The 26,272-nt window shown below is 59.6% G+C and carries 29 protein-coding genes and 1 tRNA gene; 17 read left to right on the forward strand and 13 right to left on the reverse strand.

The window, feature by feature from the left end; all coding sequences use genetic code 11:
• Both VF285_RS13085 and VF285_RS13090 read right to left on the reverse strand, forming a co-directional pair.
• Window positions 1–255, reverse strand: a 255-nt coding sequence (locus VF285_RS13085; protein WP_346953077.1) for a helix-turn-helix domain-containing protein, incomplete at its 3' end; no start/stop codon positions are given.
• Window positions 242–574: a type II toxin-antitoxin system RelE/ParE family toxin gene (locus tag VF285_RS13090; protein WP_346953078.1), complete on the reverse strand. Its 333-nt coding sequence runs from the start codon at window positions 572–574 to the stop codon at window positions 242–244. The genes VF285_RS13085 and VF285_RS13090, both read right to left, overlap by 14 nt.
• 161 nt (window positions 575–735) lie before the next feature.
• Between VF285_RS13090 and VF285_RS13095 the strand changes: the two genes are divergently transcribed.
• Window positions 736–960: a hypothetical protein gene (locus VF285_RS13095; protein WP_346953079.1), complete on the forward strand. Its 225-nt coding sequence runs from the start codon at window positions 736–738 to the stop codon at window positions 958–960.
• 662 nt (window positions 961–1,622) lie between these two features.
• Complete coding sequence (locus tag VF285_RS13100; RefSeq protein WP_346953080.1) at window positions 1,623–1,826, forward strand: hypothetical protein; 204 nt, start codon at window positions 1,623–1,625, stop codon at window positions 1,824–1,826.
• A 421-nt stretch (window positions 1,827–2,247) separates the two neighbouring features.
• On the opposite strand, the gene VF285_RS13105 is transcribed toward VF285_RS13100, so the two are convergent.
• The gene (locus VF285_RS13105) at window positions 2,248–3,231 is read right to left on the reverse strand and encodes a pyridoxamine 5'-phosphate oxidase family protein (protein WP_346953081.1); all 984 of its coding nucleotides are present in this window, start codon (window positions 3,229–3,231) and stop codon (window positions 2,248–2,250) included.
• Window positions 3,232–3,404: 173 nt separating this feature from the next.
• Here VF285_RS13105 and VF285_RS13110 point away from each other — a divergent pair, with 173 nt between their 5' ends.
• From VF285_RS13110 to ada, 3 genes are all read left to right on the forward strand, one after another.
• A complete protein-coding gene (locus VF285_RS13110) occupies window positions 3,405–4,379 on the forward strand; it encodes a LysR family transcriptional regulator (RefSeq protein WP_346953082.1) in 975 nt (324 codons plus the stop codon).
• 37 nt (window positions 4,380–4,416) lie between these two features.
• Window positions 4,417–5,112, forward strand: coding sequence for an aspartate/glutamate racemase family protein (locus VF285_RS13115; RefSeq protein ID WP_346953083.1), 696 nt, complete (start codon window positions 4,417–4,419; stop codon window positions 5,110–5,112).
• A gap of 124 nt (window positions 5,113–5,236) precedes the next feature.
• Window positions 5,237–6,109, forward strand: a complete 873-nt coding sequence (gene ada, locus VF285_RS13120) for a bifunctional DNA-binding transcriptional regulator/O6-methylguanine-DNA methyltransferase Ada (protein ID WP_346953084.1) — start codon at window positions 5,237–5,239, stop codon at window positions 6,107–6,109.
• A 25-nt stretch (window positions 6,110–6,134) separates the two neighbouring features.
• On the opposite strand, the gene VF285_RS13125 is transcribed toward ada, so the two are convergent.
• From VF285_RS13125 to VF285_RS13135, 3 genes are all read right to left on the reverse strand, one after another.
• Entirely contained in the window at window positions 6,135–7,208 is a 1,074-nt protein-coding gene (locus tag VF285_RS13125; protein ID WP_346953085.1) for a GGDEF domain-containing protein, read from the reverse strand.
• A 112-nt stretch (window positions 7,209–7,320) separates the two neighbouring features.
• Window positions 7,321–8,298, reverse strand: a complete 978-nt coding sequence (locus VF285_RS13130) for a GMP reductase (RefSeq protein ID WP_346953086.1) — start codon at window positions 8,296–8,298, stop codon at window positions 7,321–7,323.
• Between the two features lie 67 nt (window positions 8,299–8,365).
• On the reverse strand, window positions 8,366–9,673 hold the full coding sequence (locus tag VF285_RS13135) for an arsenic transporter (protein WP_346953087.1): 1,308 nt from the start codon (window positions 9,671–9,673) through the stop codon (window positions 8,366–8,368).
• Window positions 9,674–9,815: 142 nt separating this feature from the next.
• Here VF285_RS13135 and VF285_RS13140 point away from each other — a divergent pair, with 142 nt between their 5' ends.
• Window positions 9,816–10,664 carry an oxidoreductase gene (locus VF285_RS13140; RefSeq protein ID WP_346953088.1) on the forward strand — a complete coding sequence of 283 codons (849 nt, stop codon included), beginning with the start codon at window positions 9,816–9,818 and terminating at the stop codon, window positions 10,662–10,664.
• Here the strand turns inward: VF285_RS13140 and VF285_RS13145 are convergent, their stop codons facing one another.
• Window positions 10,665–10,910: a hypothetical protein gene (locus tag VF285_RS13145; RefSeq protein WP_346953089.1), complete on the reverse strand. Its 246-nt coding sequence runs from the start codon at window positions 10,908–10,910 to the stop codon at window positions 10,665–10,667. It abuts the gene before it with no gap.
• 252 nt (window positions 10,911–11,162) lie between these two features.
• Here VF285_RS13145 and VF285_RS13150 point away from each other — a divergent pair, with 252 nt between their 5' ends.
• From VF285_RS13150 to panB, 5 genes are read left to right on the forward strand one after another with little or no spacing between them, the layout of a single operon-like run.
• A complete protein-coding gene (locus VF285_RS13150) occupies window positions 11,163–12,284 on the forward strand; it encodes a 5-methyltetrahydropteroyltriglutamate--homocysteine S-methyltransferase (RefSeq protein WP_346953090.1) in 1,122 nt (373 codons plus the stop codon).
• Window positions 12,285–12,305: 21 nt separating this feature from the next.
• Window positions 12,306–13,373 carry an ABC transporter substrate-binding protein gene (locus VF285_RS13155; RefSeq protein WP_346953091.1) on the forward strand — a complete coding sequence of 356 codons (1,068 nt, stop codon included), beginning with the start codon at window positions 12,306–12,308 and terminating at the stop codon, window positions 13,371–13,373.
• The gene (locus tag VF285_RS13160) at window positions 13,373–14,137 is read left to right on the forward strand and encodes an ABC transporter ATP-binding protein (protein WP_346953092.1); all 765 of its coding nucleotides are present in this window, start codon (window positions 13,373–13,375) and stop codon (window positions 14,135–14,137) included. Before VF285_RS13155 ends, VF285_RS13160 begins: the two co-directional genes overlap by 1 nt.
• A 15-nt stretch (window positions 14,138–14,152) precedes the next feature.
• Window positions 14,153–14,995: an ABC transporter permease gene (locus tag VF285_RS13165; RefSeq protein WP_346953093.1), complete on the forward strand. Its 843-nt coding sequence runs from the start codon at window positions 14,153–14,155 to the stop codon at window positions 14,993–14,995.
• A 34-nt stretch (window positions 14,996–15,029) separates the two neighbouring features.
• Window positions 15,030–15,857 (forward strand): 3-methyl-2-oxobutanoate hydroxymethyltransferase, encoded by an 828-nt coding sequence (gene panB / locus VF285_RS13170; protein WP_346953094.1) that lies wholly within the window; start codon window positions 15,030–15,032, stop codon window positions 15,855–15,857.
• 16 nt (window positions 15,858–15,873) lie between these two features.
• On the opposite strand, the gene VF285_RS13175 is transcribed toward panB, so the two are convergent.
• A tRNA-Ile gene (locus VF285_RS13175) sits at window positions 15,874–15,952 on the reverse strand.
• A 321-nt stretch (window positions 15,953–16,273) separates the two neighbouring features.
• Between VF285_RS13175 and VF285_RS13180 the strand changes: the two genes are divergently transcribed.
• The 5 genes from VF285_RS13180 (at window position 16,274) to VF285_RS13200 (ending at window position 21,225) form a co-directional block, all read left to right on the forward strand.
• On the forward strand, window positions 16,274–16,831 hold the full coding sequence (locus VF285_RS13180; protein ID WP_346953095.1) for a hypothetical protein: 558 nt from the start codon (window positions 16,274–16,276) through the stop codon (window positions 16,829–16,831).
• 102 nt (window positions 16,832–16,933) lie between these two features.
• Window positions 16,934–18,577: an acyl-CoA synthetase gene (locus VF285_RS13185; protein WP_346953096.1), complete on the forward strand. Its 1,644-nt coding sequence runs from the start codon at window positions 16,934–16,936 to the stop codon at window positions 18,575–18,577.
• Window positions 18,578–18,682: 105 nt separating this feature from the next.
• Window positions 18,683–19,720, forward strand: a complete 1,038-nt coding sequence (locus VF285_RS13190; RefSeq protein WP_346953097.1) for an ABC transporter substrate-binding protein — start codon at window positions 18,683–18,685, stop codon at window positions 19,718–19,720.
• 3 nt (window positions 19,721–19,723) lie between these two features.
• Window positions 19,724–20,509 carry an ABC transporter permease gene (locus VF285_RS13195; protein WP_346953098.1) on the forward strand — a complete coding sequence of 262 codons (786 nt, stop codon included), beginning with the start codon at window positions 19,724–19,726 and terminating at the stop codon, window positions 20,507–20,509.
• Window positions 20,494–21,225, forward strand: coding sequence for an ABC transporter ATP-binding protein (locus tag VF285_RS13200; RefSeq protein WP_346953099.1), 732 nt, complete (start codon window positions 20,494–20,496; stop codon window positions 21,223–21,225). The genes VF285_RS13195 and VF285_RS13200 overlap by 16 nt, the downstream gene beginning before the upstream one ends.
• Here the strand turns inward: VF285_RS13200 and VF285_RS13205 are convergent.
• Genes VF285_RS13205 through VF285_RS13215 form a run of 3 tightly spaced genes read right to left on the reverse strand, consistent with a single transcriptional unit; the run spans window position 21,222 to window position 23,510 of the window.
• Window positions 21,222–21,932 (reverse strand): ABC transporter permease subunit, encoded by a 711-nt coding sequence (locus tag VF285_RS13205; protein ID WP_346953100.1) that lies wholly within the window; start codon window positions 21,930–21,932, stop codon window positions 21,222–21,224. The genes VF285_RS13200 and VF285_RS13205 overlap by 4 nt on opposite strands.
• Window positions 21,929–22,645 carry an ABC transporter permease subunit gene (locus VF285_RS13210; RefSeq protein ID WP_346953101.1) on the reverse strand — a complete coding sequence of 239 codons (717 nt, stop codon included), beginning with the start codon at window positions 22,643–22,645 and terminating at the stop codon, window positions 21,929–21,931. Before VF285_RS13210 ends, VF285_RS13205 begins: the two co-directional genes overlap by 4 nt.
• A gap of 49 nt (window positions 22,646–22,694) precedes the next feature.
• Window positions 22,695–23,510, reverse strand: a complete 816-nt coding sequence (locus tag VF285_RS13215; protein WP_346953102.1) for a transporter substrate-binding domain-containing protein — start codon at window positions 23,508–23,510, stop codon at window positions 22,695–22,697.
• A gap of 262 nt (window positions 23,511–23,772) precedes the next feature.
• On the opposite strand from VF285_RS13215, the gene VF285_RS13220 reads away from it, so the two are divergent.
• Window positions 23,773–24,768 (forward strand): alkene reductase, encoded by a 996-nt coding sequence (locus VF285_RS13220; RefSeq protein WP_346953103.1) that lies wholly within the window; start codon window positions 23,773–23,775, stop codon window positions 24,766–24,768.
• Between the two features lie 5 nt (window positions 24,769–24,773).
• On the opposite strand, the gene VF285_RS13225 is transcribed toward VF285_RS13220, so the two are convergent.
• On the reverse strand, window positions 24,774–25,235 hold the full coding sequence (locus VF285_RS13225) for a GatB/YqeY domain-containing protein (RefSeq protein ID WP_346953104.1): 462 nt from the start codon (window positions 25,233–25,235) through the stop codon (window positions 24,774–24,776).
• 32 nt (window positions 25,236–25,267) lie between these two features.
• Complete coding sequence (locus VF285_RS13230) at window positions 25,268–26,044, reverse strand: NRDE family protein (protein WP_346953105.1); 777 nt, start codon at window positions 26,042–26,044, stop codon at window positions 25,268–25,270.
• Window positions 26,045–26,272: the final 228 nt, after the last annotated feature.

A 26,272-nucleotide genomic window follows, 5' to 3' on the forward strand; every position in this document is an offset into this window, starting at 1 on the left:
TGCTGCGGCGTATTTTTTGAGTGTCGCAACCGAGGGGGAGTGCTTTCCGGTAACCAGGGCGTTTTCTAGTCGAGCAACAGCAGAGGCTTTGGTACCCATGCGTTCGGCCACTTGTGCCTGGGTGAGCCCCGCTTCACGCCGAGCTTTCAGGATGGTATCCAGCATCGGCATTTCTTCGCGCTCGATACGTTCATATTCGGCGCGAACTTCTGGATCCGATAAGGCCAAAGCCTTGAGCTCTTCATGAGTGCGCATTTTGAATCTCCTTCAATCGTGCTTCGGCGATGTGGCGCTCTGCCGGAGGTGTCTTGTCGGTCTTCTTCACGAAACAGTGAAGCATCACAATACGGCGACCGACGCGTGTGCAATAAAACACCCGGGCAATTCCTTCAGCCCCTTTCAGGCGCAATTCGAATAGACCGCCACCAAAAGCCTTGGTATGTGGCTCTCCGAGGTTGGCGCCCGCTGTGATCATGCGGTCGGTCAGGTTGAAATAGCGGGCCAGTAGGGTCTTAGGGAGTGCCAGCACTTTGGCTTCCACATCTTCACTGTAGTAGTGAATGGTGTATGACATAAGTTGATGTTAACAAATATGTGAATAATTGGTCAATGGAATCGGCGATCACTCGCAGGCAGCTACTGCTCAATTCCCAGCTCGGCTTCTGTCGGGGATTGTGTCAGGTTGAGGGCATTTCGATCTGTTGCCAGTTCATGATTTGTCACGGGCGACAGGTCATGCGCCAGCCCCTTGACCCCCAGCCGATCCACCCGTTCTGGCAGCCTATCGGCATCATCCGTGAACACCACGACCTCATGGCGCTCGCGCGAGATGCTGACGTAGTAGGTATCCTGGGCCGTGGTGCGGCTGAAGGTTTCCGCGTTGTACAGCACCTGGTCGGTGGGCAGGGTGATGCCTTTGTCGCCAGTCTCGATGGTGTGGGTGCATCAGCCAGCTCGTAGTGGTCCAGCAGGTAGCCTAGACGGCGGATCACGGCGCCAACGCCGAGGCGTTCCGCATACTCTACGAGCTGTTCGACTTTCAGCGTGTCTCTCTTCATCCATAGGCCTTTGGCGACCTTTGTGATCCCGCCGACATATGCGGGATGCCGCAGTCCATCAATGACGGTGCGCGCCATGTCACCGATCAGGACGAATTGAGCTGGCAGATGATGCGGTGGGCGATCCTGTTAGATGTGTGGTAGCTGCTATCCTGCTGTATTGCTGCCGGGGTTAGGGGGGCTTGGCACACTACCGACTTCGAAGTTCCATGGAGAAATTTATGCAGAATGCGCCTGTTTGTTGGATCATTGCAGGCCCCAATGGCGCCGGGAAGGCTGGCGGATTGAGCTGATCTATCTGGCGCTACCCAATATGAAGCTTTCCTTGAGCCGGGTTGCGGAGCGTGTCGCCCATGGCGGGCATGATATTCCGCGTAGTGCCATAGAGCGGCGTTTCAGCCGCAGCCTGTACAATTTGTTCACATGCTACACAGCGAAGGCTGATCGTACGCAGTGTCATCTGAACAGTGGAGATGTTCCAGTCCTTGTATTTATTCAGGGAAAGGATCACCTTGAAGTCCTGGATGAGCCGGTCTATCGGCACTTGAGAAGCGAGGCAGGCTTATGAAATCCCAATACGTTGAAGAACTCGCGGTCTTGAAATGCTTGCAAGAGGCCGTCCAGGAAGCGCTTGACCGCAAGCGTCGCCTGGGTCAATACGCGGTTGTCTGGAAGGACGGTGACGTGGCCTATATCGGGCCAAATGCGCCTGTGGCGCAAGGGCATCCTCGTGGATCAGGCAAACACTCACAAGAGAGCGTCAGGTAACAATTCATTTTGTCCTTCATTTCTTTGAAAACCGCGCGGATCCTGGGTTTCAGATCGACAGGAGGGTATTCGATCAACCGGACAGGCGTCCTTGGGTAACCTTTGGACAGGCCCAGGATAACGCGGTTTCGGCGCATGCAGCCTCCAGCGATGTCTCGCAGACACGAGCCTTGCTGAGCAGCACCCCCAGAAGGGTATTTTTGATGGTATTGGCGAAGTCTGGCAGAAAATTACCGAATGAAATCAATGCCATTCAACAGCAAACAACCATTGAGCGGGAGTGAGAAACCGTCACGAGCAGGAGAATACACGCCTGGGGTCCAGCCGATGGCTGCGACAAGGACCAGTCGGTGATGACTGATTACACCATTCGCTCAGCAGGTTGAGACATGGGGCCCGCTGCATACGCCGCAAGCGGAAATCAGGCGGCCACGGGGACCTGCCAGGTGCCCGTCCGGGCAAGCTGATCCGCGTATTGCGGCGCACTCCACCGCAACGGTAGCACGTGGTGACAGCGTCGTACGCGCTGCAGGTGGAACCGCACCAAACGCAGCGCCCCCGCAAAACCGGCAGTCTGCGGGTCATCCCACAGCACCTCGGTGAGGGCTGCCGCAAACAGCAGATCGCCTGTCCCAAAGTCAACGAACAGCAAGCCGGCGCGTGGATGGTGGACCAGATTTCCAATCGTATTGAAATACGAATTACCGACAAAATCCGGAATCGTCAGTGTCCGCTCATCATCCATGCGGACAAAGCCAGGACGCCCGCCCTTGTGGGACACGTCAGCTCCTCGCGCCAGCCCTGCGCGCGGGTCAAGATTGGCGCTTGCAATGAAGAAGGTGTCCGCCTGCCCCACGAGCAGCTGATCAGAGTCGCTCAGCTGGTCCGAATCGGGTTCCACGCCGGTTGGCCCCATGTCGGCAGGCTCGCAGGTGCGCGCCTGGATGTACTTCTTGCAGTTGCCGAAAGTCTGCCAGACCTTCAGGGTGGCACCTTGCGCATCCACTGCTGTCAACACACCATTGACTCGATTGCGCCGACGCGTCGGGAACTGAATGCCCAGTGTCCCGACAAATTCGTCCACCTGCCACGGACCCGCCGGGTCTCCCTCGACGGCGGAACCCTCAATACGCAACGTGTGCGCATCCAGCGAGTGCACAAATCCGGGTACGCCATAGCGCAGGGACGCCCATGGCTGTCCATCGGCATCCAGGCGGCCTATTGCCAAGTAAGGTAGTTGCGGGAAGAACTCGCGATGCTGATCGGTCAGATAATCGCGGATCCCGGCGCGCCGCACCTGCTGCTCGATCGCAGTGCGGATCCCGAGGCGGTCATGCACCTCGTCTTCGCCGTTGTGAAACGGGGACTCGGCTGGTATCCAGCCTGGAATGGAATTGAGAGGCATGATCGATAGGGTGCTCCGCCAAAGCCGGGGCCATGCGCCAATCCGCAAGCTTCTCAGGCGAGAGACCGTCATCGCATGAAGGCCTCCGGGCTCCGTTCAGGACAACAATACTGCCACTGCATTTTTGGCATAAGAGGGATAATCATAAAAACATAGTGCGTTTTCATTGAACAATGAACAAGTTCTCCAAGGTCAACCTCAACCGGTTGGCAGTATTCGCCGCAGTCGTCGAACAAGGGTCGTTTACAGCCGCCGCACGCGAAATCGGAATGGCCAAGACCATGGTGAGCACTCACATCCGACGCCTGGAAGCCGAGTTGGGGGCCACCTTGTTCGTGCGCACCACACGCCAAGTCACGCTCACCGAAACCGGCGCCGCATTCTACACGAGGAGCCGTGACGCCCTGCAAGAGATTGGCGCGGCCGTCGAGGCTGTCGGAAACGCACAGGGCACGGTGCGCGGGACATTGCGCGTGACCGCACCCATCGACTACGGTGCCGCTGTGATCACCCCTTTTCTGGTCAGACTCCAGCAAAAATATCCCGAACTGCAGGTGGACCTGCTGTGCGCGGACCGGCGCTTCGATCTGGTCGCCGACCACATCGACATCGCCGTCCGCCTGGGGACACTGGCAGACTCGACCCACCACGCGATACGCCTGGGCGGCTACACGAAGTGGCTGGTGGCCAGCCCCGACTTCCTTGCTCGGAACGGCACGCCGGGCACGCTGGCTGAAGCGGCTGCGCAACCATTCATCGCGTTATCGGTACTGAGCCAACCATTGACGTACGAGTTCAGCGGGCCTCGCGGGCAGGTTCGACGTGTGCGGTTCAACCATCGGCTGGCCACCAACACCGCGAATGCCTGCCGGGCGGCCGCCCTGGCGGGAGGCGGTCTTGCAATGCTGACGGACTTCTCCATCTCCGGTGATGTGGCTTCCGGGCGCTTGGTGCGGTTGATGCCCGAATGGGCACCCGCAGAATCGGACATCCATGCCGTCTTCCCGTCGGCACGGCACATGCCGCTGAAAGTGCGGGCCTTCATCGACGAAATCAGGCGTGATCGTCTCGTCCGGGAAGCCCGGCGGACGCCGCCGCTCCCTTTGCACACTGCATCATTTGAAACAAGCACTGGAGCGAGACAATGACGGCTCCAATGAAAAAACCTGAGCAACTGAAACCAATATGAAAACGATCGGTCTTATCGGTGGGATGAGTTGGGAATCCACTGTTCCCTATTATCGCCAGATCAATGAAGCAGTCAAAAACCGGCTGGGCGGGCTGCATTCGGCCAAAATTATCCTATTCAGCGTCGACTTTCACGGCATTGAGGAACTGCAGCACGCTGGTGATTGGGATACTGCGGGAAAACAGTTGGCTGATGCGGCAACAGCCTTGGAGCGGGCCGGTGCAGAATGTGTGGTGATCTGTACGAACACCATGCACAAGGTGGCTGAGCAGGTGCAGGCAGCCGTGTCGATCCCGCTGCTGCACATTGCCGATCCCACTGCGGCAGCAATCAAGGCTGCCGACCGGAATACCGTGGGCTTGCTCGGGACTCGCTTCACAATGGAGCAGGACTTCTATCGTGCGCGTCTGGAACGCGATCACGGCTTGAGCGTCCTTGTCCCGGAGGAGCAGGATCGCGTCGTGATACACCGCATCATCTATGATGAACTGTGCCTTGGCATCGTGAAAGACGCCTCGCGCGAGCAGTATGTGGCGATTATTGAACGCCTCGTTGCCAAAGGCGCGCAAGCCATTATTCTTGGCTGTACAGAGATATCGCTACTGGTGCAGCCTGGCGACTCGTCCGTTCCCCTTTTCGATACGACTGCGATTCATGCAGCCGAAGCCGCACGCTGGTCGATGGAGAGCTGATTCAAGCGGCGTATCACAACCAGGCGGCGGACCGGCCTCGGTCATTGGCCGCAAGAATCGGAGTGTCGGTGATGAAAGTCCTGCGTACTCTGACCTTGTGATTGTTACTGACGGGGCTTTTGCCATGAATACGACCCTTGCCCACAAAACCGAAGACGACCAGAGCGATACTGCTGCTAAACGTACTGCGCTGGTAGCGCGGGCCTGCTCGCTGATCGAGGCTTCGGAGACGCCGCCTTCGCTGCACGATCTGGCAGCCAAGGTAGGCATGAGCCCGTTCCATTTCCATCGTCTCTTCAAGGCCGAAACGGGCCTGACGCCCAAGGCGTACAGCTCGGCCTATCGCGCCCGCAAGCTGCGTGAAGGATTGAGCAGCCCGGACGCGTCCATTACCCGCGCGATCTACGACAGCGGGTTCAACTCCAACAGCCGGTTCTATGAAGCCTCTGGCCAGTTGCTGGGCATGCATCCACGCAACTATCGAGCTGGCGGTGCGGGCGCAGTCATCCGCTTCGCGGTGGGCCAGTGCTCGCTGGGCGCCATCCTGGTCGCCCAGAGCCAGCGCGGCATCTGCGCCATCTTGCTGGGTGACGATCCCGACTGTCTGGTGCGCGATCTGCAAGACCAATTCCCCAAGGCGGAGCTCATCGGCCGTGACAATGAATTCGAGCAATTGATCGCTCAGGTAGTCGGCTTCATCGAAGCGCCCTCGATTGGCTTGCGCTTGCCGCTGGACATACAGGGCACAGCCTTCCAGGAGCGCGTTTGGCGTGCACTGCGCGAGATCCCGCCCGGTACCACCATAAGCTACACCGAGATCGCAGAGCGCATCGGCTCGGCCAAGGCAGTGCGCGCCGTAGCCCAGGCCTGCGCCACAAACCCTATCGCCGTGGCCATTCCCTGCCACCGCGTCGTGCGGCGCAACGGTGATCTGGCTGGCTATCGTTGGGGCGTGGATCGCAAACGAGAACTGCTGCGCCGCGAGGCTCGGGCTTGATGGCGAGACTCCCCCTGCTTCTTGCTCACGCTGCTGCTGCGGCAGGGGCGACTTCGACCAGCACGACGCGATTTCCGCCCTGTGCCTTGGCTGCGTACAGGGCTCGATCGACCCGCTGCAGTGCAGTATCAAAATTGTCCGCGCCGTCGAGCATCGTGGCGCCAAACGAGGCGGTGACCTGATGCACCGGTGCCAACGACAACTGTGCGATCGCCAGCTGCAGGCGCTCGGCCACCATATGCAGGCCGGCCGCATCAATGCCCGGCACGAGGACCAGGAATTCCTCGCCTCCCCAACGCGAGACGTATTCATCCGGGCGTAGCAACGCCTTGCAGCGCCCGGCAACTGCTCGCAATACCCGGTCGCCGGCCGGGTGGCCATAGGTATCGTTGACTGTCTTGAAGTGATCCAGATCCAGCATGATCAAACCGGCAGATCGGGTGTCGCTGAGCAAGTCCCTGAGCACGCGTTCGCCCAGGCGGCGGTTGTAGATACCGGTTCCCGGGTCACGGTGCAGCATGACCTCCATTCGCTCGATCGTATCGGTCAGCCCGCGTCGAACCGGCAACAGCACGACCACCATGAGGCTGACCGGCCCATAAGCCATCAGCAGGTCCAGACCACGCGGGGTCCACATCTCATCGGGGTGCAGCGCCAGGTAAGTCAGTATCGGCAGTGCAGCCGGCAGCCAGCAGAGCAGCGCCGCCATGAAAGCACGATGACCCGGGATGAAGATCATCACCATCATCAGCAGGATCACGAACAATGATCCCACCGGCGGCAGCACGTCGATCAGTCGTATGCCAGGCGTCGATGCTGCTTGATAGATGTAGAGCCACGCCGGCGCGATTACTCTCAGCGCCCCGAGGGCCAGCGCCACGTACAAGACCGCCTGCAAGCGCCAAGGGTGCCGCCTCAGTGTGATGATCAGGCCGGCAAAGATGGCAACTCCAACGGGCGATACGACCAGATTCAGCAGGTGGTGGACCGGACTGAGCCAGTGGACCAGCGTGGCGATGACACCCGCGAACAACGACAGCCACAGCATGACCAGGACGGCAACGCGGACGTAACTGTCTTCGGGCTCTTGCGTGGGCATCGTCAGGCGCAGGCAAAGTTGGGACGCCAGTGTAGCATTCGGCCCGGCGGGCTCAGCAGCAGGAAAGGGTGGGGAATGAGGGGAATGATGACCTACCCCTCGTGGACCAACCTTACATCAGCAGGTGCTCGGCCGCATTGCTGCCACCCAGAATCACATAGTTGACCTTGCGCACGTCGGCGAGCACGGTGCCGCCGGCATAGCTGATGGAGCTTTGCAAGTCCTGTTCCATCTCGGTCAATGTATCGGCCAAGTGCCCCCTGATTGGTTCCAGGATGCGTTTGCCCTCTACGTACCGATACTCGCCTTTATTGATGTCGCTGGCAGACCCGTAGTATTCCTTGAAGCGTTGGCCGTCGACTTCCACGGTCTTGCCGGGGGACTCTTCGTGCCCGGCAAACAGTGACCCTATCATCACCATCGAGGCTCCGAACCGGATGCTCTTGGCAATGTCGCCATGGCTGCGGATTCCGCCGTCGGCAATGATGGGCTTGGTCGCCACGCGGGCGCACCATTTCAGCGCCGAAAGCTGCCAGCCCCCAGTACCGAAGCCGGTCTTGAGTTTGGTGATGCAGACCTTGCCCGGCCCGACGCCCACTTTGGTGGCGTCAGCCCCCCAGTTTTCGAGATCGATGACGGCTTCGGGGGTTGCTACATTGCCCGCAATGACGAAGGATTGAGGCAGTTTTTTCTTGATGTGGCCAATCATGTCGCGCACGGTATCGGCGTGGCCATGAGCAATATCGATCGTGATGTAGTCCGGCGCCAGGTTCTGTGCTGCCAGTTCGTCGATCGTCGCTTCGTCGCGAGGCTTGACGCCCACTGAGACACTGGCGATCAGGTGGCGAGCCTTCATGTCGCGCACGAAGGCCACGCTATCGAGGTCGAAGCGGTGCATGACGTAAAAATAGTCGTGCTCGGCAAGCCAGATGCACAGATTTTGGTCTATGACCGTTTTCATGTTGGCCGGCACGACAGGCAGGCGAAACCGGTGCCCGCCGAACTCGATGTGGGTGTCGCATTCGGCGCGACTTTTTACCCGACACTTGCGCGGCAGCAGCAGCACTTGGTCGTAATCAAAGATTTCCATGGATTTCTGGTATCACACGTATTGAAGACAAGACAGCGGCCCCCTTGAGCCGTGCCGAGTCAGTGTATCAGCCTAGCGAGAAGGGGAGCCATAGATAGAGTGCAGCAAGGGTCAGGAACAAAACCGGTGGAGTGATCAAGAGACCAATCTTCATGTATTGACCCCAACTGATGCGATGTCCCTTGCTGGCCAGAATATGCAGCCAAAGCAAGGTGGCCAGGCTGCCGATAGGCGTGAATTTCGGTCCCAAGTCGTTGCCAATCACATTGGCGTAGATCATCAGTTCCTGGGTGTGGGTGGCCACACCTGCATGATGAATGGCGAGCGCACCCACCAAGGTAGACGGCAAGTTGTTCATCACTGAGGCTACGAAGGCCGCCAGAAACCCGGTTCCAATGGTCGCGGCAAAGTCACCTCGCGCAGCCAGCCACGTCAATGCATGAGCGCCCAATTCAGTGAGACCGGCTTTGCCCATGCCGTAGACGACCAGGTACATCCCAAGGGAAAACAGAACGATCTGCCAGGGCGCGTGACGCAATACCCCAGAAACCGATACGGTGGCCGCCCGACCCCGTGGCCACCAGCGTCCCGCAATGGCCATCAGTATGATTGCCGCACTGCCTGTCACGAATGACACGGGAATGTGCCAGCGGGGAGAGACGAAGTAGACGAGCAAAAGCGCGGCAAGGAGAGGCAGTGCAGCTCGAAAGACCAGTGGATCCTTGATGGCAGATCGCGGAGGCTCCAGCGCACCGGTGGTGTACTGAGTGAGGATCACCCCGCGAAAGGCGATCCACAGCACTCCCAATGTTGCGGCCAGTGCCGCCAGGTCCACCGGGATCATCACGGCGGCATAACGGCCAAACCCCACACCAAAGTAGTTGGCACTGACGATGTTGACCAGGTTCGAGATGATGAGCGGCAGGCTGGTGGTGTCGGCCACGAAGCCTATCGCGATGATGAAGGCCAGTGTCGCCTTGGGAGCGAGCCTGAGGCGGGCAAGCAAGGCGATCACGACCGGTGTCAGCAGCAGTGCAGCACCATCGTTCGCAAAGAAAGCGGAGCTCACGGCCCCCAGCACGATGACCAGCAGAAAGAGCCTCGGTCCTCGTCCGTGTCCCCAGCGCGCGATGTGCAGGGCAGCCCAGGCAAAGAGCCCGGCTTCGTCCAGAATCAGCGAGATAACGATGAGTGCGACGAAGGTAAAGGTGGCATCCCAGACGATGTGCCAGACAACGATGGTGTCGCTCCACTGCACCACGCCGGTGAGCAGTGCGGCCAGGGCGCCACCCAAGGCGCTCCAACCGATTTTGAGACCACCCGGGCGCCAGATCACCAGCACTAGGGTGATGACGAAGATTGCCAATGCCAGCATGAGGAGGTTTTGAAGTCCGAGGCCGACATCATACGCTGGCGCTATATCCGGCCGGAGGGCGCCCCGGGACGGCCGTCGAAAGCCGGCCGGGGCCGAGTGGCTACAATGATTGCGTCACACTGCATTGAAGCGAGGAAGCACGATGGCGCAGGATACGGCCAAGGTCTGGTTGATTACTGGGTGCTCGACGGGATTCGGTCGGGCGATGGCGCAGGTGGTTTTGAAGCACGGTGAACGCGTGGTCGTTACAGCGCGAGATCGGCAGCGTGTGGCTGATCTGGTGCCCGGCCATGAAGATCAAGTCCTGGCGTTGAGCCTGGACGTGACGCGCCCGGACCAGATCCAGGCGGCGGTGGCCGCTGCGACGCAGCGCTTTGGGGCCATCGACGTGCTCGTCAATAACGCAGGCTACGGCTACCAATCTTCAGTCGAAGAAGGAGACGACACCGAGATTCGTGCCGTATTCGAGACCAATGTATTCGGGCTCTTTGCCCTGACCCGAGCGGTACTGCCTGGCATGCGCGAACGCCACCAGGGGTACGTGATCAATATCACTTCCTTGGCAGGCATCTCCGGCTTTGCCGCATCAGGCTATTACGCTGCCACCAAGCACGCTGTGGAAGGCTGGGCGGATTCCCTACATGCCGAATGCCGTCCTTTGGGCATCCGTGTCACCTGCATTGAGCCGGGGCCTTATCGCACCGACTGGGCCGGACGCTCATTGCACCAGACGCCCAGCGTGCTTGCCGATTACGCTGAGACCACTGCACGCAGGCTTGAACTGACCTCCAACGGCAGCGGCCATCAGCCCGGTGACCCTGTCCGGGCCGCCGAGCTGATTTTTGCCTTGAGCAAAATGGACGAACCTCCTCGCAACGTGGCCTTGGGTACCATGGCCATGGAGAAAGGCGTGGATCGTCTGAAAGAGAAGCTGGCCGACTTCGAGGCATGGCGCGATCGAAGCCTGGCAACGGAGTTTCCGACGTCTTGATCAGGCGGCGTGGGGGGCCTCGCCCCAACGGCTGGGGTCCGACTTTTGCAGATCGCGAAGGCGGCCAATCTGGCTCACGGGCAACGTGATGCCAGTGCGTGCGATGCGCCCTACGGGCTTGTAATCCCAATCGGGGTTGAGGCCTTCGTGGCACAACCAGCCGAACATGCTTTCGGCCTCTGGCCGAAAGCCAGCGAAGAAGTTGTAAACCACCTTGCGAGGCTCGCCGCGCTTATGACCCATCATGACATCTTCCTGAAAAAGCAGTGATTTGATGTCGCGATCATAGTACAAACCCGAGTTTAATCAGGGTAAACCCATATTCTTGACAGGCTTTTTTGCTCGTCAATTGCCGCTACCATCAAGAAACACAGGTCATGCTTCAGTCCACTGAACGTTGTGGGCGACTCCCGCAAGAGTTTGCTCAAAACCCGATGAATGCCCAGCCTCGGGCGGAGTATGATCATTTCAAATTTACACTTGCCAAGGAGACCACCCATGTCCAACCGTTCGATTCCTCCGTTTCGTGCTGATCATGTGGGCAGCCTTCTGCGACCTCATTACCTGCTCGAGGCGCGTGACCGCCACGCCAAAGGAGAAATCGACGCGGCAGCGTTGCGACAGGTCGAAGATCGCGCTATCACCGAAGCCGTGCACTTCCAGGAAGACATCGGGCTGAAGTCCATCACCGACGGGGAGTTTCGCCGCACCTATTTCCACTTGGACTTTTTACGGCAGCTGGGCGGCGTGGTCACGGATGACCCCAAGCTTGTCATTGGCGAAGATGGCAAGGAACACTTGCTGCCTCCCGGCATTCGGGTGGTCGACAAAGTCCGTCACGTGAAGGACATCCAACGCGCTGACTTCCAATATCTGTCCAGCCAGCTTTCGAAGGGCAGTACTCCCAAGGTATCGATTCCTTCTCCCACCATGCTGCACTTCCGGGGGGGTCGGCACGGCATCAATGAGCAGGCGTATCCAGAGCTGGAGCCCGAATTCTACGAAGACGTGGCCAAGGCCTACGGGCAAGAACTGCATAGCCTGTATGACGCCGGTTGCCGTTACGTGCAGATGGATGACACCAACATGGCGTATCTGTGCGACGGACACATGCGCGAAGCTGCACGTCAGCGTGGTGACGACCCCAATGAACTGCCGCATCGGTATGCAAAATTCATCAATCGGGTCGTCGCGCACAAACCCAAAGACATGGTGTTGGCCATGCACTTGTGCCGGGGCAACTTCAAGAGCACCTATGCCGCGGAGGGCAACTACGAGCCCGTGGCCGAAGCCCTGCTCTCTGAAATGCACCTGGACGCATATTTCATGGAATACGACGACGATCGAAGCGGCGACTTCCGGCCGCTGCGCTTCCTGCCCAAAGGGAAGATCGTTGTCTTGGGGTTGGTGACCACCAAGTTCAGCCCCCTGGAATCCAAGGATGACCTCAAGCGCCGCATCGACGAGGCGGCCAAGCATGCTCCTATAGAACAGCTGGCCTTGTCGCCGCAGTGCGGCTTCTCCAGCACGGTGCACGGCAACAAAGTGTCGGTCGACGACGAGCGCGCCAAGCTGCGCCTTGTAGTCGAAGTTGCGCGTGACGTCTGGGGTGATGCCTGAACCAGGCGCAAGGAGACCAACATGCACGCAATGACTCTGCCATGGGTGCGACGCACTCTGGTGTCTTTGATTGCTTCAGTGGGGTTTCTCGGTGCCTTTGCGCTTCCCGCCGCGCACGCGGCGGATGCGGCAAAGCCGCCCAGCCTGTCGCTCAATGTAGGACAGATCAGCGATTCCGTCGCGTTCTTTCCCATTTTCGTGGCCAAGAAGCAAGGCTATTTTGCCAAGCACGACCTGCATGTAGGTGACATCCCTTTGCTGGGCACCGGCGCCAAACTGGCTGCTGCGCTGCAGTCGGGCAGCATCGACGTGGCGGGGGGCAACGGTACTGACCCGCTCAATCTGTATCGCGTCAATAAAGACACGCGCATGATTGCCCAGCTAGTCAACACCTACTACGTTGACATCATCACCGGCCCGTCTTTTTCGGGGGCACCCGAAACAGCGACATTGGCGGACAAGATCAAGTCATTGAAGGGCAAGAAGATCGGCATCACGGGCCCGGGCAGCGGTACTCAGGCGTTGGTGGATTACCTCCTGGGTCTGCAGGGGATGAAGTCGTCGACTGACGTCACGCTGGTCTCGCTGGGGTCGAACATGACGGGTGCCCTGGGCGCTCTCAAGACTCAGCGCGTGGATGCCTTGTCCTTCCCGCAACCCGTAGGGCAGCAGGCTGAAGCGACGCACATTGGCAACATCTACATTTCGCCCACACGGGGTGATGTTCCTGAAATCAGCCACATGGTTCACGGCGTCGTGTTCACGACCCAGGGTGTGATCGATAAAAAAGGGCCGCAGGTCCGCGCGTTCGTCCTTGGGGTCGCCGACGCCGAGCATTTCATCCACTCGGCCGATCCGCAGGCAGTGCGCGCCTTGTTCAAGGCGTATCGGCCCACCATGTCGGATGCCACCATCGACCGGCTGCTTTCCATCTTGCGTACCGAGATCCCGGCGCAACCCGGAATCAGCCAGGCTGAATTCGATGCCGAGGTTCAATTCAACCTGCAGTCGGGCCTGATCAAAGAAGCGCCAACGTATGCCACCATGGTGCCGTCCAAGTGGCTGGCCTCTGTTTTGGGCGGGCATTGATGGCGGCCGTCTACCGTGTCAGCGACGTCCACAAGCATTTCCGCAAGGAAAATCAGGAGCTCGTGGCGTTGCGGGGCGCCAATCTGACGGTCGAAGAAGGCAGTTTCCTGGTTTTGCTGGGGCGCAGTGGCTGCGGAAAATCCACGTTGCTGAATTTGCTGGCGGGTCTCACGACAGTCACGGCAGGCGAAATCCGCTACCGTAACGAGCCCGTGTCAGGGCCCCTGACCCGTGTGGGCTATCTCACACAGCAAGACACGCTCATGCCCTGGCGCGACGTATTGCACAACATCGCCATGCCGCAAGAAATCCAAGGGGTCGACAAGGCGACGCGATCTGCGCAGGCGCAGCGGCTCGTCGAACAGGTGGGCCTGGCAGGCTTCGAACGCCACTATCCGCGCGAGCTGTCCGGGGGCATGCGCCGGCGGGTGAGCATCGCACGCATGCTGTGTGGCGGCCCTGAGACCTTGCTGCTTGACGAGCCCTTCGGGGCCCTCGATGCCCAGTTGCGCAGCGACCTGCAGCGGCAGCTGCTGGATCTCTGGTCGGGGAGCGGCCGTACGGTCGTGTTCGTCACCCATGACATCGAAGAGGCGCTTGTCTTGGCCGATCGGGTCGTGGTGTTGGGCCCTTTGGGTTCCATCATGCTGGATGTGGCGGTTGACCTCCCTCGCCCGCGAGATGGCGACGAAATCCGCATACAGCCGGGTTATCTGCACCTGTACCGCGAGCTGACAGACGCCATCCGGCGCGCAGCACAATGATCCTGGAGCGCTGGCATGACACCCTCTGAACCGACGCCGACCCATCATGGGCCTCTGCTGATTCCGCTCGAACGCACCTGGTGGCAGCGCAATCGACACACGGTCTGGATCTACGTGGCGCGCATCGCCACACTGATCGTGATCCTCGGCGTGTGGGCTGCCTTGTCGGGCCCAGTGCTGGACCCGCAGTTCTTTGGTTCGCCCGAAGGGGTGGCCCAATCGCTCATCCAATGGTCGCTGGACGGCACTTTATGGCGTAATGCCTGGATTACCATCCAGGAGGTCGTGCTGGGATTTGCCCTGGGTGCATTGGCCGGTGCGATTTTTGCGTATCTGATTGCGGCGGTCCGTCCCCTCTGGGACGTGCTCATTCCCTACATGCTGGCCTTGTATTCGGTGCCTAAGGTTGCGGTGGCGCCGCTGTTCATCATCTGGTTTGGCATCGGCCTGAGCATGAAGGTGCTGCTGGCGGCCATTTCGGTCTTCTTCCTGGTATTTCTCAGTACGGCGGCAGGGGTGCAGAATGTAGACGAAGGGCTGAAGAACGCCGTGCGCATGATGGGCGGTACCCGGCGTGATGTCGCGTTCAAGGTGACGTTGCCGGCGTCCATGGCGGGACTGCTCACAGGGCTGCGCATGTCGATTCCCTACGCTTTGATCGGCGCGGTGATCGGCGAGCTGGTGGCATCCAACCGCGGCCTTGGATTCTTGATCAGCGACTCTTCGGCGCAGTTCAATACCAGTGGCGTATTCGCTGCGCTGGTCGTGCTGGCTCTGATCGCGGGCCTCTTGAACATGCTGGTGAATGTATTCGACAAATGGGCCAACCGCTGGAAGCCGCTCGATGCAAACGAGTAGGCGGGTCGGCTCAACGCCTTGAAGGAGGTGCACAATGAGTGTGCATAATCAGACGCAGCGGGTCACGGTCCCGCAATTGATGGCCTGTAAAGGTTCGCAGAAAATCGCGGCCCTGACGGCCTATATTGCGCCGATTGCGCGCCTGCTCGACGAGTCGCTGGATCTCATCCTGATCGGTGATTCCACCGCCATGGTGGGCTATGCGCTGCCCGATACGCTATCCATTTCGGTGGCTACCATGACGGGGCACGCCGCGGCTGTCGTGCGTGCCACCGAGCACGCTTGTGTCATCGTGGACATGCCATTTGGCAGCTACCAGCAATCGCCCGCGCAGGCTTTTGCCAATGCGGCCTCGATGGTGGCGGGCAGTGGGGTGGCGGGGGTCAAGCTCGAGGGCGGTGTAGCCTTGTCCGACACGACACGCTTTTTGGTGGACCGGGGCATCCCGGTGCTTGCGCACGTGGGGCTCATGCCGCAGTACATGAATGTCATGGGTGGCTTCAAGGCTCAGGGCATGGATGAATCTGCCGCCCAGCGCATCTTGCAAGACGCGCAGGCACAGGAAGCAGCAGGGGCTTTTGGGGTGGTGCTGGAAGGCATCAGCGAGCCGTTGGCAAGACGGATTACCGAAGCGCTGAAGATTCCGACCATTGGCATTGGCGCCTCACCTCAGTGCGACGGCCAGATTCTGGTCACCGAAGACATCCTGGGCCTGAGTGGGGATCGCATTCCAAAATTTGCCTACCGCTTTGGTGACGCAGGCCAGGTGATTCGTGAGGCCGCCCAGCAATATGCAAAAGCGGTGCGAGAAGGCACCTTTCCGACGCTGGACCAGTGCTTTGGGGTGCACCCCAAAAAGTAACTGCAAATGAGCGCAATGGTGGGCCCCCCGAGAGTCGAACTCGGCACCAACGGATTATGAGTCCGCTGCTCTAACCAGGCATGAGCTAGAGGCCCGTGTTCTTCGCTGCCGTGACGCTGGCGCGTCTGGCGAAGAAAGCGGGATTATCGCATAGCTTGCCACGTCGCCGTCGTGTGGGGCAGAGCAGAGACAGGGGCGCAGGCTCGTTGCAGCTCGTCACTCGAACGTAAAAGCACAGTGCTAACCTGAGCCTTCATGACCTGTCATAACCACGTTGGAACAAGGGGCGTCTCATCCGAAAGATTGCTCCGCCGGTTGTGGTGCAGGGTCTGGCGTTCAAACTTTTGCAAACGACGCAGACTGGGCTGCCGGCGCATGACAAGGTTCGAAGATCAATATTCTTGGAGGAGGTCAGCATGAGTCAATGGACATGGGCGGCCAGGCTTTTGCTGGTGGGAAGTGCGTTGACCCTTGCGGGCTGTCAGGGTCTTCCGCTAGGGTCGTCTCCAGGCTTCCAGGCCTCGGATACGGTGACTACCTTGCGCGGTCGGCATGTCACTTCCACTGCACCGCAGCAGCCCGTCACGCCAAGCCGCACGGCAGAACAGCTCCGGGTGTTTCTCTCGGACACGCATCCCCATGCGGGCTGGGTTCCGGTCCATTTGAAGCCTTCGGGCGAGCTGTACGTGCGTACCGAGGCCATCATCGATCGCAGAGATCTCGTCGGGATTCAGTCAGCTACCGATCAGGCGGGTGGCGGCATTCTCGTGCTCATCCTCAGTCGCGAGGGCCTGCGCAAGATTCGCGAGGCGACCGCCAACCATCCGGGGCTGCGACTTGCGTTGGTGGTGGGTCAGACCATGCTCGCTGCGCCAGGCTACACGGCACCGGTACGTGAACAGCAATTGGCATTTGGCGTGGGGTCCGCGCACAATGCGGAGGTGGCTGCACGCGCTGTCGCGGGGGTGCAATAAGGGCAGGGGAGCAGGCGATGCAGCATCAGCCCGAGCTGTGTGCCCTGCCGTACACCGCGTCGACAAAAGAACTCACTCAAAGACCAAAGGAGCAAACACGTCATGTTGCCGTCATCACCCAGTAGCTATGAAGACGCTTGCCGCCGCTTCCAGTGGCAGGTTCCCGAGCACTACAACATTGGCTACGACGTCTGCGGCAAATGGGCCGAGAAAGAACCCGATCGCCTCGCACTCGTTTTCATCGATGATCAGGGCAAGGCCCGGAACTACACGTTCGGTGAGATGTATGAGCAATCTGCGCGTTTTGGGCGACTCCTGCTTGCACAAGGTGTGCAGCCTGGCGAGCGTGTCGGCATTTTGCTTCCACAGGCGCCTGAAACGGCGTTTGCGCATGTTGGGTGCTACCGCATCGGTTGTATCGCATTGCCCCTGTTCACTCTTTTTGGTGCCGAAGCGCTGAAGTTTCGGCTGGCCGACAGCGGCACCCGAGTGGTAGTCACCAATGCAGAGGGCGCCGCGAAAATCGCAGGCATTCGCGAGGCTCTGCCTGACCTTCGGGTAGTGCTCACCATCGACGGGGCGCAGTCCGGGACCCTGGATCTGCACCGTGAAATGGCCAAACACGGGACTGATCTGCACACCGTCGACACGCTGGCAGACGACCCAGCCGTCATCATTTACACCTCAGGAACGACGGGGCAGCCAAAAGGTGCCCTGCACGCGCACCGGGTTCTGCTGGGGCATCTCCCGGGGGTCGAAATCTCACACAATCTGCTACCTCAAGAAGGCGACCGGCTGTGGACGCCAGCAGACTGGGCCTGGATTGGCGGGCTCTTCGATGTGCTCATGCCCGCCTGGCACCACGGGATCTCAGTGGTGGCACATCGGTTCAAGAAATTCACTCCCGAAGGAGCGTTCCAGCTCCTGCAGGATTTTCAGGTACGCAACACCTTCCTGCCCCCCACCGCATTGAAGATGATGCGAACGCTTCAGAGCCCTGAAAAGCGCTGGCGTTACCAGCTGCGGTCGGTAGCAAGCGGCGGTGAATCCCTGGGACATGAACTGCTGACATGGGGGGAGCGTACCTTCGGGCTGACCATCAATGAGTTTTATGGCCAGACTGAATGCAACATGACCATTTCTTCGTGCGCCGACCTGTTTCCAGTATGTCCAGGGGCGATCGGCAAGCCTGTCCCCGGGATGCAAGTAGCGGTGGTGAATGACGCCGGAGACGTGGTGGCTGCCGGGGAACAAGGGCACATTGCGGTCCATCGCCCCAATCCCGTTCAGTTCCTGCGCTATTGGAACAATGAATCGGCCACCGAGCGAAAATTCATTGGTGACTGGCTCATCACCGGCGATACCGGGGCCGTGGACCCAGAGGGCTACGTGCACTTCGTGGGGCGTAGCGACGACGTCATCACTTCGGCGGGCTACCGCATCGGGCCGGGAGAGATCGAAGACTGCATCCTTCAGCATCCGGCAGTCAAGATGGTGGCTGTGGTGGGCGCTCCCGACGCTCAGCGCACCGAGATCGTGGTAGCGGTGATAGTGCTCAACGATGGCGTACAGGGTGATGATGCGTTGCGAAGCGCCATCCAGGACCACGTGCGCACCCGATTGGCAGCCCACGAATATCCGCGCGAAGTGTATTTCGTTGATGAGCTGCCGATGACCACGACAGGGAAGGTCATCCGCAAGGCTTTGCGCGTGCAAGTGGCGCAGTGGCGCGAGTCTCCGCACTGAGCCCCCAGGCCATATATTCTTATTACTTAAGTATATATAACGACAAGAAACCCACGATTATGATTATGTGGCGCACAAGTCGTGCCTTCCATATAACTGTTGACCATGTTTCCTGTCTTTCGCCGCTCCTTGATTGCCATTGCCACACTCGCCCTGGCGGCAAACGCCTACGCGGCGTCACCCGTCGAAGTGGGCTATATGCCCATTATCCCCGACTCGCAGGTGTTCGCCATCCTGGGGCAGAAGACCGCACAGAACCCACTGGCCGACACGAAGCTCATCGAGTTTCAGGATGGGCCGGAGATCGTCCAGGCACTGCTCGCGGGCCAGCTCGACGTGGCCTACGTGGGCATCGGCCCCGTGATGGTAGCCAAATCCAAAGGTGCCGATCTCAAGGTTGTGGCGACCAACATCATCAGTCAGATCAGTTTTCTTGCCCTGGGCGATCTGGCACCTTACTTCAAAAGCGGAAGCCCTCAGACTGCGTTTGAACGCTTCACAAAAGAGAAGGGTCACAAACCGGTCATCACCACCTTCCCACGCGGTTCCGTTCCCGATGTCGTCTTGCAATACTGGCTGCAGAACGTACTCAAGGTGAAACCGGACAGCGTGCAGGTCATCTATCAGGGGGCTGCTCAGGCGCAACAGGCCTTGCTGACCGGAGCGGTGGACGGTGCAGCCATCCTGGAGCCCATCATCAGCACGGTGCTGGCACGCCAGCCGGATGCAAAGGTTGTGGCGGATGGCTCGACCATGTTTCCCAATCAGCCGGGTGCAGTGCTCGCCGTGCGTGAAAAGCTGATTCAGCAAAAGCCGGAATTCGTGCAGCAGCTGGTCACCGCCCAGGTTCAAGCTACGGAACTGTTGAGAGAACATCCCGATGAGGTTGCGTCGGCCGTGCAAAAGTATGTGGGCGGAGGCCGTCTCGCGCCGAAACTCGTGCTGGAATCCTTAAAGCGTTCGCATGACCAGTTTTCTGCTGATCCCCATCGCATCCTCAAGGCGACACAAGAAATGTATGACTTCCAGCGTAAACTCGGTACCCTGAAAGGGACGCTGGATGTGCCCTCCCTGTTCGATACGCAGTTCTATGACGAGGCAATCCGGCAGGCGTCGGCTGGTTCTTCAAAGGCAAGTCACTGATTCATGTTGCACCGGACCTCGATTTTTCTGACCAATCACCCATTGGGCAGAGCGCTTTCGGGTCTGATCGGGCTGATCATTTTTGTCGCGATCTGGAAGTTTGCCCAGGCGACAGGCTGGGCGAAACACGGCACCATTCCAGATCCCTTCCGAATCCCCGCCGCTTTCCTTGCGGAATGGTCGTCCGGCCGTCTTGTTCCATCGATCGAGTCCAGCCTCGTCCACTATGTGTGGGGGCTCTTCATGGGCACAGTCCTCGGGCTCGCCGTGGCCGCAGTCGCCGCCCTGTCGCGGCGAGCTGACGCCTTGCTGGGCTGGCTGGTACGGGTCCTTCGGCCCATTCCGCCGCTAGCCTGGGTCGTGTTCGCGATTGCCTGGTTCAAAGTCAGCCACGCGGGGGCGGCGTTCGTCATTGCCATTGGCGTTTTCTGGGTCAATTACTTTGCGACGTACTCCGCCGTCCGAGGCGTGGACCCAAAGTACTACGAACTGGCTCGGGCCTTTCGCCAGGACGGCCATCTTGTCCGCTTCCTCCAGGTGACTCTGCCAGCCTCCCTACCTGGGATTTTTGCGGGAATGCGCACGGGCGTCGGGCAGGCCTGGATGACCTTGGTGGCGGCAGAGCTTCTGGGAGTGCCCGGGATGGGGCAAGAGATGAACGCGGCGGCGGGGGTAGGGGCCTACGATGCCGTCGTGGTCTACATGCTGGTGATTTCGTTGATCTACACGCTATGCGACGTAAGTTTCATGCAAATTGAAAAAAGGGTGCTCCAATGGCGCCCCTCGTAAGCATCTCACATCTGGGCTACGCCTACGCCGATGCGAAGCGTCCCGTCTTTCAGGATCTCAACCTGCAAGTTGAACCGGGCGAATTCATTGCCATCGTCGGAGAATCCGGAGTCGGTAAATCCACCCTGCTGCGCTGCGTTGCTGGGCTGGTAGCGGCTACGGAAGGAAGCATTCGCCTCGATATTGCACATACTGGAGCCGAACGAGGCTATGCGTTCGTATTTCAAGATGCCCGCCTTCTGCCGTGGCGGCGCCTGCGTCACAATGTCGCCTACGGCCTCAAGGGCTTGGCACTGACACCCGGAGAACGCGCGGCGCGCGTGCGCGAAGTATTGTCACTGACGCTGATCGAAGACCTGGCGGACCGCTGGCCTCATCAGCTCTCGGGCGGTCAAGTGCAGCGTGCCGGCATTGCGCGAGCCCTGGCCGTGCACCCCAAGTTGCTGCTTATGGATGAGCCATTCAGTGCCGTCGACGCCATGACCCGGCAGAAACTGCAAGACGAATTGCTCGCGATATGGCAACGCACTCGCAAGGCCGTCGTTTTCGTGACGCACGACATCGAAGAGGCGGTTTATCTCGCTGATCGGGTCATCGTGCTGGGCGGGCATCCCGCGTGCATCAAGCTTGATCAGCGCGTAGACCTGCCTCGCCCCCGAGACCGGAACTCGCACGAGCTGCAGCATCTGGCACACGCGGTGGCGCGCGTACTCTAGAACGCTTCCTTTACGCCTTGACGGGTTTCTCCCTGTACTTTGAACATCCACCGCTCCACCAGCCAGGCGCAGCCCAGCAGCGTCACGTTGATGGCCAGATACAGCACCCCCGCCACGACGAAAGTTTCCACGATGAGGAAGCTCTGGCTCATGAGACGACGGGCAAAACCGGTGAGTTCCATGACGGCAATGGTCGAGGCCAGGCTGGTGCCCTTGATGGCAAGGACCAGCTCATTGCTATAGGCCGGGAAGGCTTGCCTCAGCGCCAGGGGGAACCGGATACGGCGGAAGATCTGCAGAGCCGTCATGCCGCAGGCGCGGGCGGCGTCGACTTGACCCGCAGGTACGGATTGCAGCCCGCCCCGTAGCGCTTCGCTCATGTACGCCCCGCTATTGAGCGCAATGGTTAGAATGGCGCACCGTGCGCCGTCGCTGAACAGCCACCACAGCGCGGGTTGTCTATGCACGAAATCGAGCGTGCCAACGCCGTAGTAGAGCAAGAAGAGCTGGATGAGCAGCGGCGTACCCCGAAAAATCGTGCTGTATGCAAAAGCAATACCCGAGAGCATGCGGTGGGACGAGGTACGCATCAACGCAGCAGCCATCCCGAGCAACGATGCGAACAGGATGGAAAACAGCCCGATGCGCAGGGTGATCCAGAACCCTTGCATCAGAACAGGGACCGCTCGTTCGAAGAGTCCCATCATGAGGTAGACCCTTTCATGCCGCGCCCGAAGTGACGTTCTGCCAAGGCAAACAGGCCTTGGCTGCCGGCACCAATCAAAAAATACAGCGCGCCTGCCAGCAGGTACAAGGTAAACGATGCACGGGTGGCTGCCGCTCCCAGGACTGCGGCACGCATGAGCTCCACGAGCCCCACCAGGGAGATAAGGGCAGTGTCCTTAAGCGCCGCCTGCCAGACGTTGTTGGCTCCGGGCAGCGCATACCAAAAGAGCTGCGGCAGCGTGATGCGCCACAGGCATTGGCGCCGGCTCATGCCGATGGCGCGTGCGGCTTCGATTTGGCCCGGGTCTATGGCCTTGAAGGCACCACGAAAGACTTCGACGCTGTACGACCCGGAAATGAGACCAATCGCCAAAATGCCGATGAGAACTGGGAATACCGAGCTGACCAATGCATCCCAATCCAGCCAGTCCGCAAGGTCTGAAGCCGCTTGCACCGTACCGAAGAAAAGCAAATAGATGATGAGCAGCTCTGGAATGCTCCGTATGATCAGCGTATAGAGGCTGACCAGACCGCGTGTCACGAAGCTGCCACGCGTCTTGAGCGTTGCCCCCACAATGCCGATAGTCATACCGAGCGCAATACCGCACAGGCTGATGAATATCGTCATGCCGGCGCCGCGCAGCAACATGCCGCCCCAGCCGGCACTGAGAATATCGTACAAGGAAGAGGTCATGGCGGCGACTGGATCAGCCTGCAAGGCAGGCTGACCTGTGGTTCAGAGCTTATTTGCAGGCCTTGTAGTTCGACAGATCGACTCCAAACCACTTTTCGCTGGAGGCCTTGATGGTGCCGTCAGTGATCAGCTCGCACAGTGCTTTGTCGACCTTCTGTTTGAGCACCGTGTTCTTGAGGTTGATGCCGGCGCCAATGCCTTGGCCCAGAATGGCCGGGTCGGCGCTACTCTTGATGACGACATCCGCCAGGGCGAACTTCCCCTTGCCCGCGGTCTTCAGAAATTGGCTCTGTGGCGTCACCTCGGAGAAGGTACCATCCAGGCGGCCAGCAGACAGGTCTATCTGCATCTGATCTTGGGTTTCGTAGGTCTTGAGCTTGATGTCGGGAGCGTGCTTCTGCAAGAACGCACCTTGCGTGGTGCCGCCTTGTACGCCCACCGTCCTGCCAGCCAGATCCTTGAGCAAGGCAGCCTGGTCGGGCGCCTTCACGAAGGGACTGTCGGCGGGCAGGACGAAGGCCGAGTCTTCCGTGGCGTACGGGATGCTGAAGGCGATGGCCTTTGCACGCTCAGCCGTGACCGAAAGCCCCGAGATGATCAGATCGAACCGGTCGGCCTGCAAAGACGGAATCAGGCTGTCGAAAGCCTGCACGATGAACCGGCACCTCATGTCGAGTTTCCTGCACAAGGCATGACCGACGTCTGCGTCAAAACCTGTTACTTTGCCACTGGCGTCGACCATGCTCCAGGGTGGATAACCCCCTTCGGTACCGATCTTCAGGGTCGCCGCCGTTGCGGCAGTGGCCAGACTGGCGAAGGCAATAGCAGCACAAAAGGCTGCCTGCCGTGCGATGGAAAACACCATGAGCAGGTCCTATGGGGGGTAATTTTGGAAGAGGCCATAGTATGACATAGGCGCCTTGCCAGCCCGTTACTCGGATGTGCAGAAAATAACAGCGGCTTCAGCGGCATGCTTGAGTGTAGATAAGTACTTTGGCATAGCCATTGCCGTAAAAATCTGGTAAAAACCCTGATGGATTTTCAAAAGTTTTCGGTGTTTCGGTTGTGCATTGCAACAAAAATTTGCGTTGAACCGCCGTTTCTCCGCTTTGTTCTCATTGCGTGATATGACTAGTTTGTTTGACCCGTTGCAGATCGGCGATGTGGCGCTGAACAACCGTATCATCATGGCACCGACGGCCTGCCTGCGTGCTGTACGGATGCGCGTGCCAGGCGACGACGCACGCGTGTATTACGCGCGCCGCGCTACCGCGGGACTCATCATCACGGACGCCACGTCCGTGTCGCCGCTGGGTGTGGGATACCCAAATACGCCGGGCATCTGGAATTCTGCGCAGGTGCAGGGCTGGCATGCAGTCACCGACGCAGTGCATGACCACGGGGGGCGTATTTTTCTGCGCCTGTGGCACGCGGGCCGTGTATCGGACCCGGAATATCTTTGCGGTGAGATGCCAGTGGCTCCCAGCGCCGTTGCCTGTGCGGGGCCGGGGGGATTCGTGGTTCCTCGCAGTTTGCATCTTGCAGAAATACGGCGAGTCGTCAGCGACTTCGACCTTGCGGCGCGACACGCCCGGCAAGCCGGTTTCGACGGTGTGCAGATTCATGCGGGCGACGGCTACCTCATTGATCAATTTTTGCATGACGGGTCCAACCTCAGGCAAGACGAATACGGCGGGTCAATCGCCAATCGCTGCCGATTCTTGCTTGAGATCGTTGATGCCTGCATAGGCGTCTGGGGGGCTGGTCGGGTCGGGCTGCACCTGTCACCTCGAGGCGACCGCCACGATATGCGCGATTCGGACCCCACCGCGCTTTTCAGCCACGTCGCCCGGGAACTTGGGCGGCGCCATGCGGCATTTGTCTGTGTACGCGAACATTCTGGCCAAGATGCGCTGACGCCTGTGATTCGCGAATCCTTTGGCGGGCCACTCATCCTGAACGAAGGCTATGACGCACAGTCGGCGCTGACTGCAATTGAGGCAGGCTTGGGCGAGGCCGTTGCCTTTGGCAAAGCTTTCGTCAGCAACCCGGATCTGGTCGAGCGGCTGCGCGTGGGTGAGCCCCTGCGCCCCACCGAGATCCACGAAGCAGTCGCCGGGTAGCCACACTAGCTGGCGAGGCGGGATTTCACCTGTGCCGAAACAGCGGACAAGTCGGCCCGGCCCGCAAGTGCCGCTTTGAGTTGGCCCATCACCGCTCCCATGGCGGCACCACCTTGCAAGCCCTTGGCCCGAACCTGCTCGACTGCGGCATCGACTGCTGCAGCGACTTCTTCTGGGCTGGCCTGCTGAGGCAGAAATTCTTTCAGGATTTCGAGTTCGGCCTGCTCTTGTGCGGCGTGATCAGGTCGCCCTGCAGATTCGTAGGCCGCAATTGACTCGCGACGCTGTTTGGCCTGCTTTTCGATGATGGCCTGAATCGCCACATCGTCGGGATCGATGCGCTCGTCGACCATCTTTTGTTTGATGGCCGCCTGGAGCAGACGCAGGGTCGACAAGCGCGTACTGTCATGCGCACGCATGGCTGTCTTGACGGCTTCGGTGATTTGGCTGGCAAGGCCTGAACTCATGATGCAATCTCTTCAAAGGATAAAGCGCTATTTTAGTCCGCCTGTTGCACCCGCCAATCATGGCGCTCGGTGAGCACCCCCATTGGGCCGTAGGACTGCTCGCTAAAGAGGGCGGTGCCATTTTGCGGGACAGCTACCAAGGTGGAGCATCGCGTCCCATAGGCCGGGCTCACCACAAAAGGACTGCTCAAGAGCAGCTCGAGATCGTCTGAAACTCCAGTTTCGGGCAACTCGGAAGACTCAGCTTGTGTAGTGTCGTGCAGGATCCTGAAAATAGTGTCAGGGTCTTTGGCCCAGCCGTCGGCCGGCACGGCTTCGAGGTTCTTGCGCAAGCGCCGGGCCTTAGGCCATGGAGTATCCAGCAAGTGGTTCGAAAGGATGTAGTGGCCCGGATCAAGCAGACGCGGACGGCCCGAAGGATCGCGGTTGCTCAAATACCAGGCGCCCAAGCGATCGCCAATGATCAGGTTGAATCCTGCCCAATCATCGAGATGGCTTGCGATCGCAGCCACATAAGCCTTTGCAGTGTCGTGTCCGATCAGGAAGTCACGAACCAGCACGCCGCGCGAGGGGGCCGAAGGGCTGGCCATCCTGCCGGGCTCGCGGTAGTTGGTCAGCAAGCCGTAGCGCCCTTGCAAGGTCCAGCCAAGCCAGGTGCCGCCGGCCACGAGGTCGCGCCCTGCAACGACCTCGGGGTGATCGGGCCAGGGGGCGGCTACCGCACTCTGGCGTGCGTGGAATTCGTCGCGGTTGGCGGCGATCAAGAGTGGCCACTGGGCGTGACCGATGGACAGATAGGCGATACACATGGCGCAGAAGCCTTGATGACAGCTGAAGTCGGGACGAGAATGCCGCAGGCTCCATACTCGCTGGTGCGCCTCATCGATGCAAGAGGCACCTGGGTCATCCGTACACTGAAGAGCTGCGCGCCATGCCGAACTTGGTGAAACGGCTCCCCAAGGACGTCGCGTTATACTACTTAGCTTATTTGAATCTTCTGCCTAGTTTTTCAGATCGGATGTCGATCAGATCCTGAC

Origin of the sequence: Castellaniella sp. (assembly GCF_036379515.1) — a bacterium.
Classification (GTDB): domain Bacteria; phylum Pseudomonadota; class Gammaproteobacteria; order Burkholderiales; family Burkholderiaceae_B; genus Castellaniella.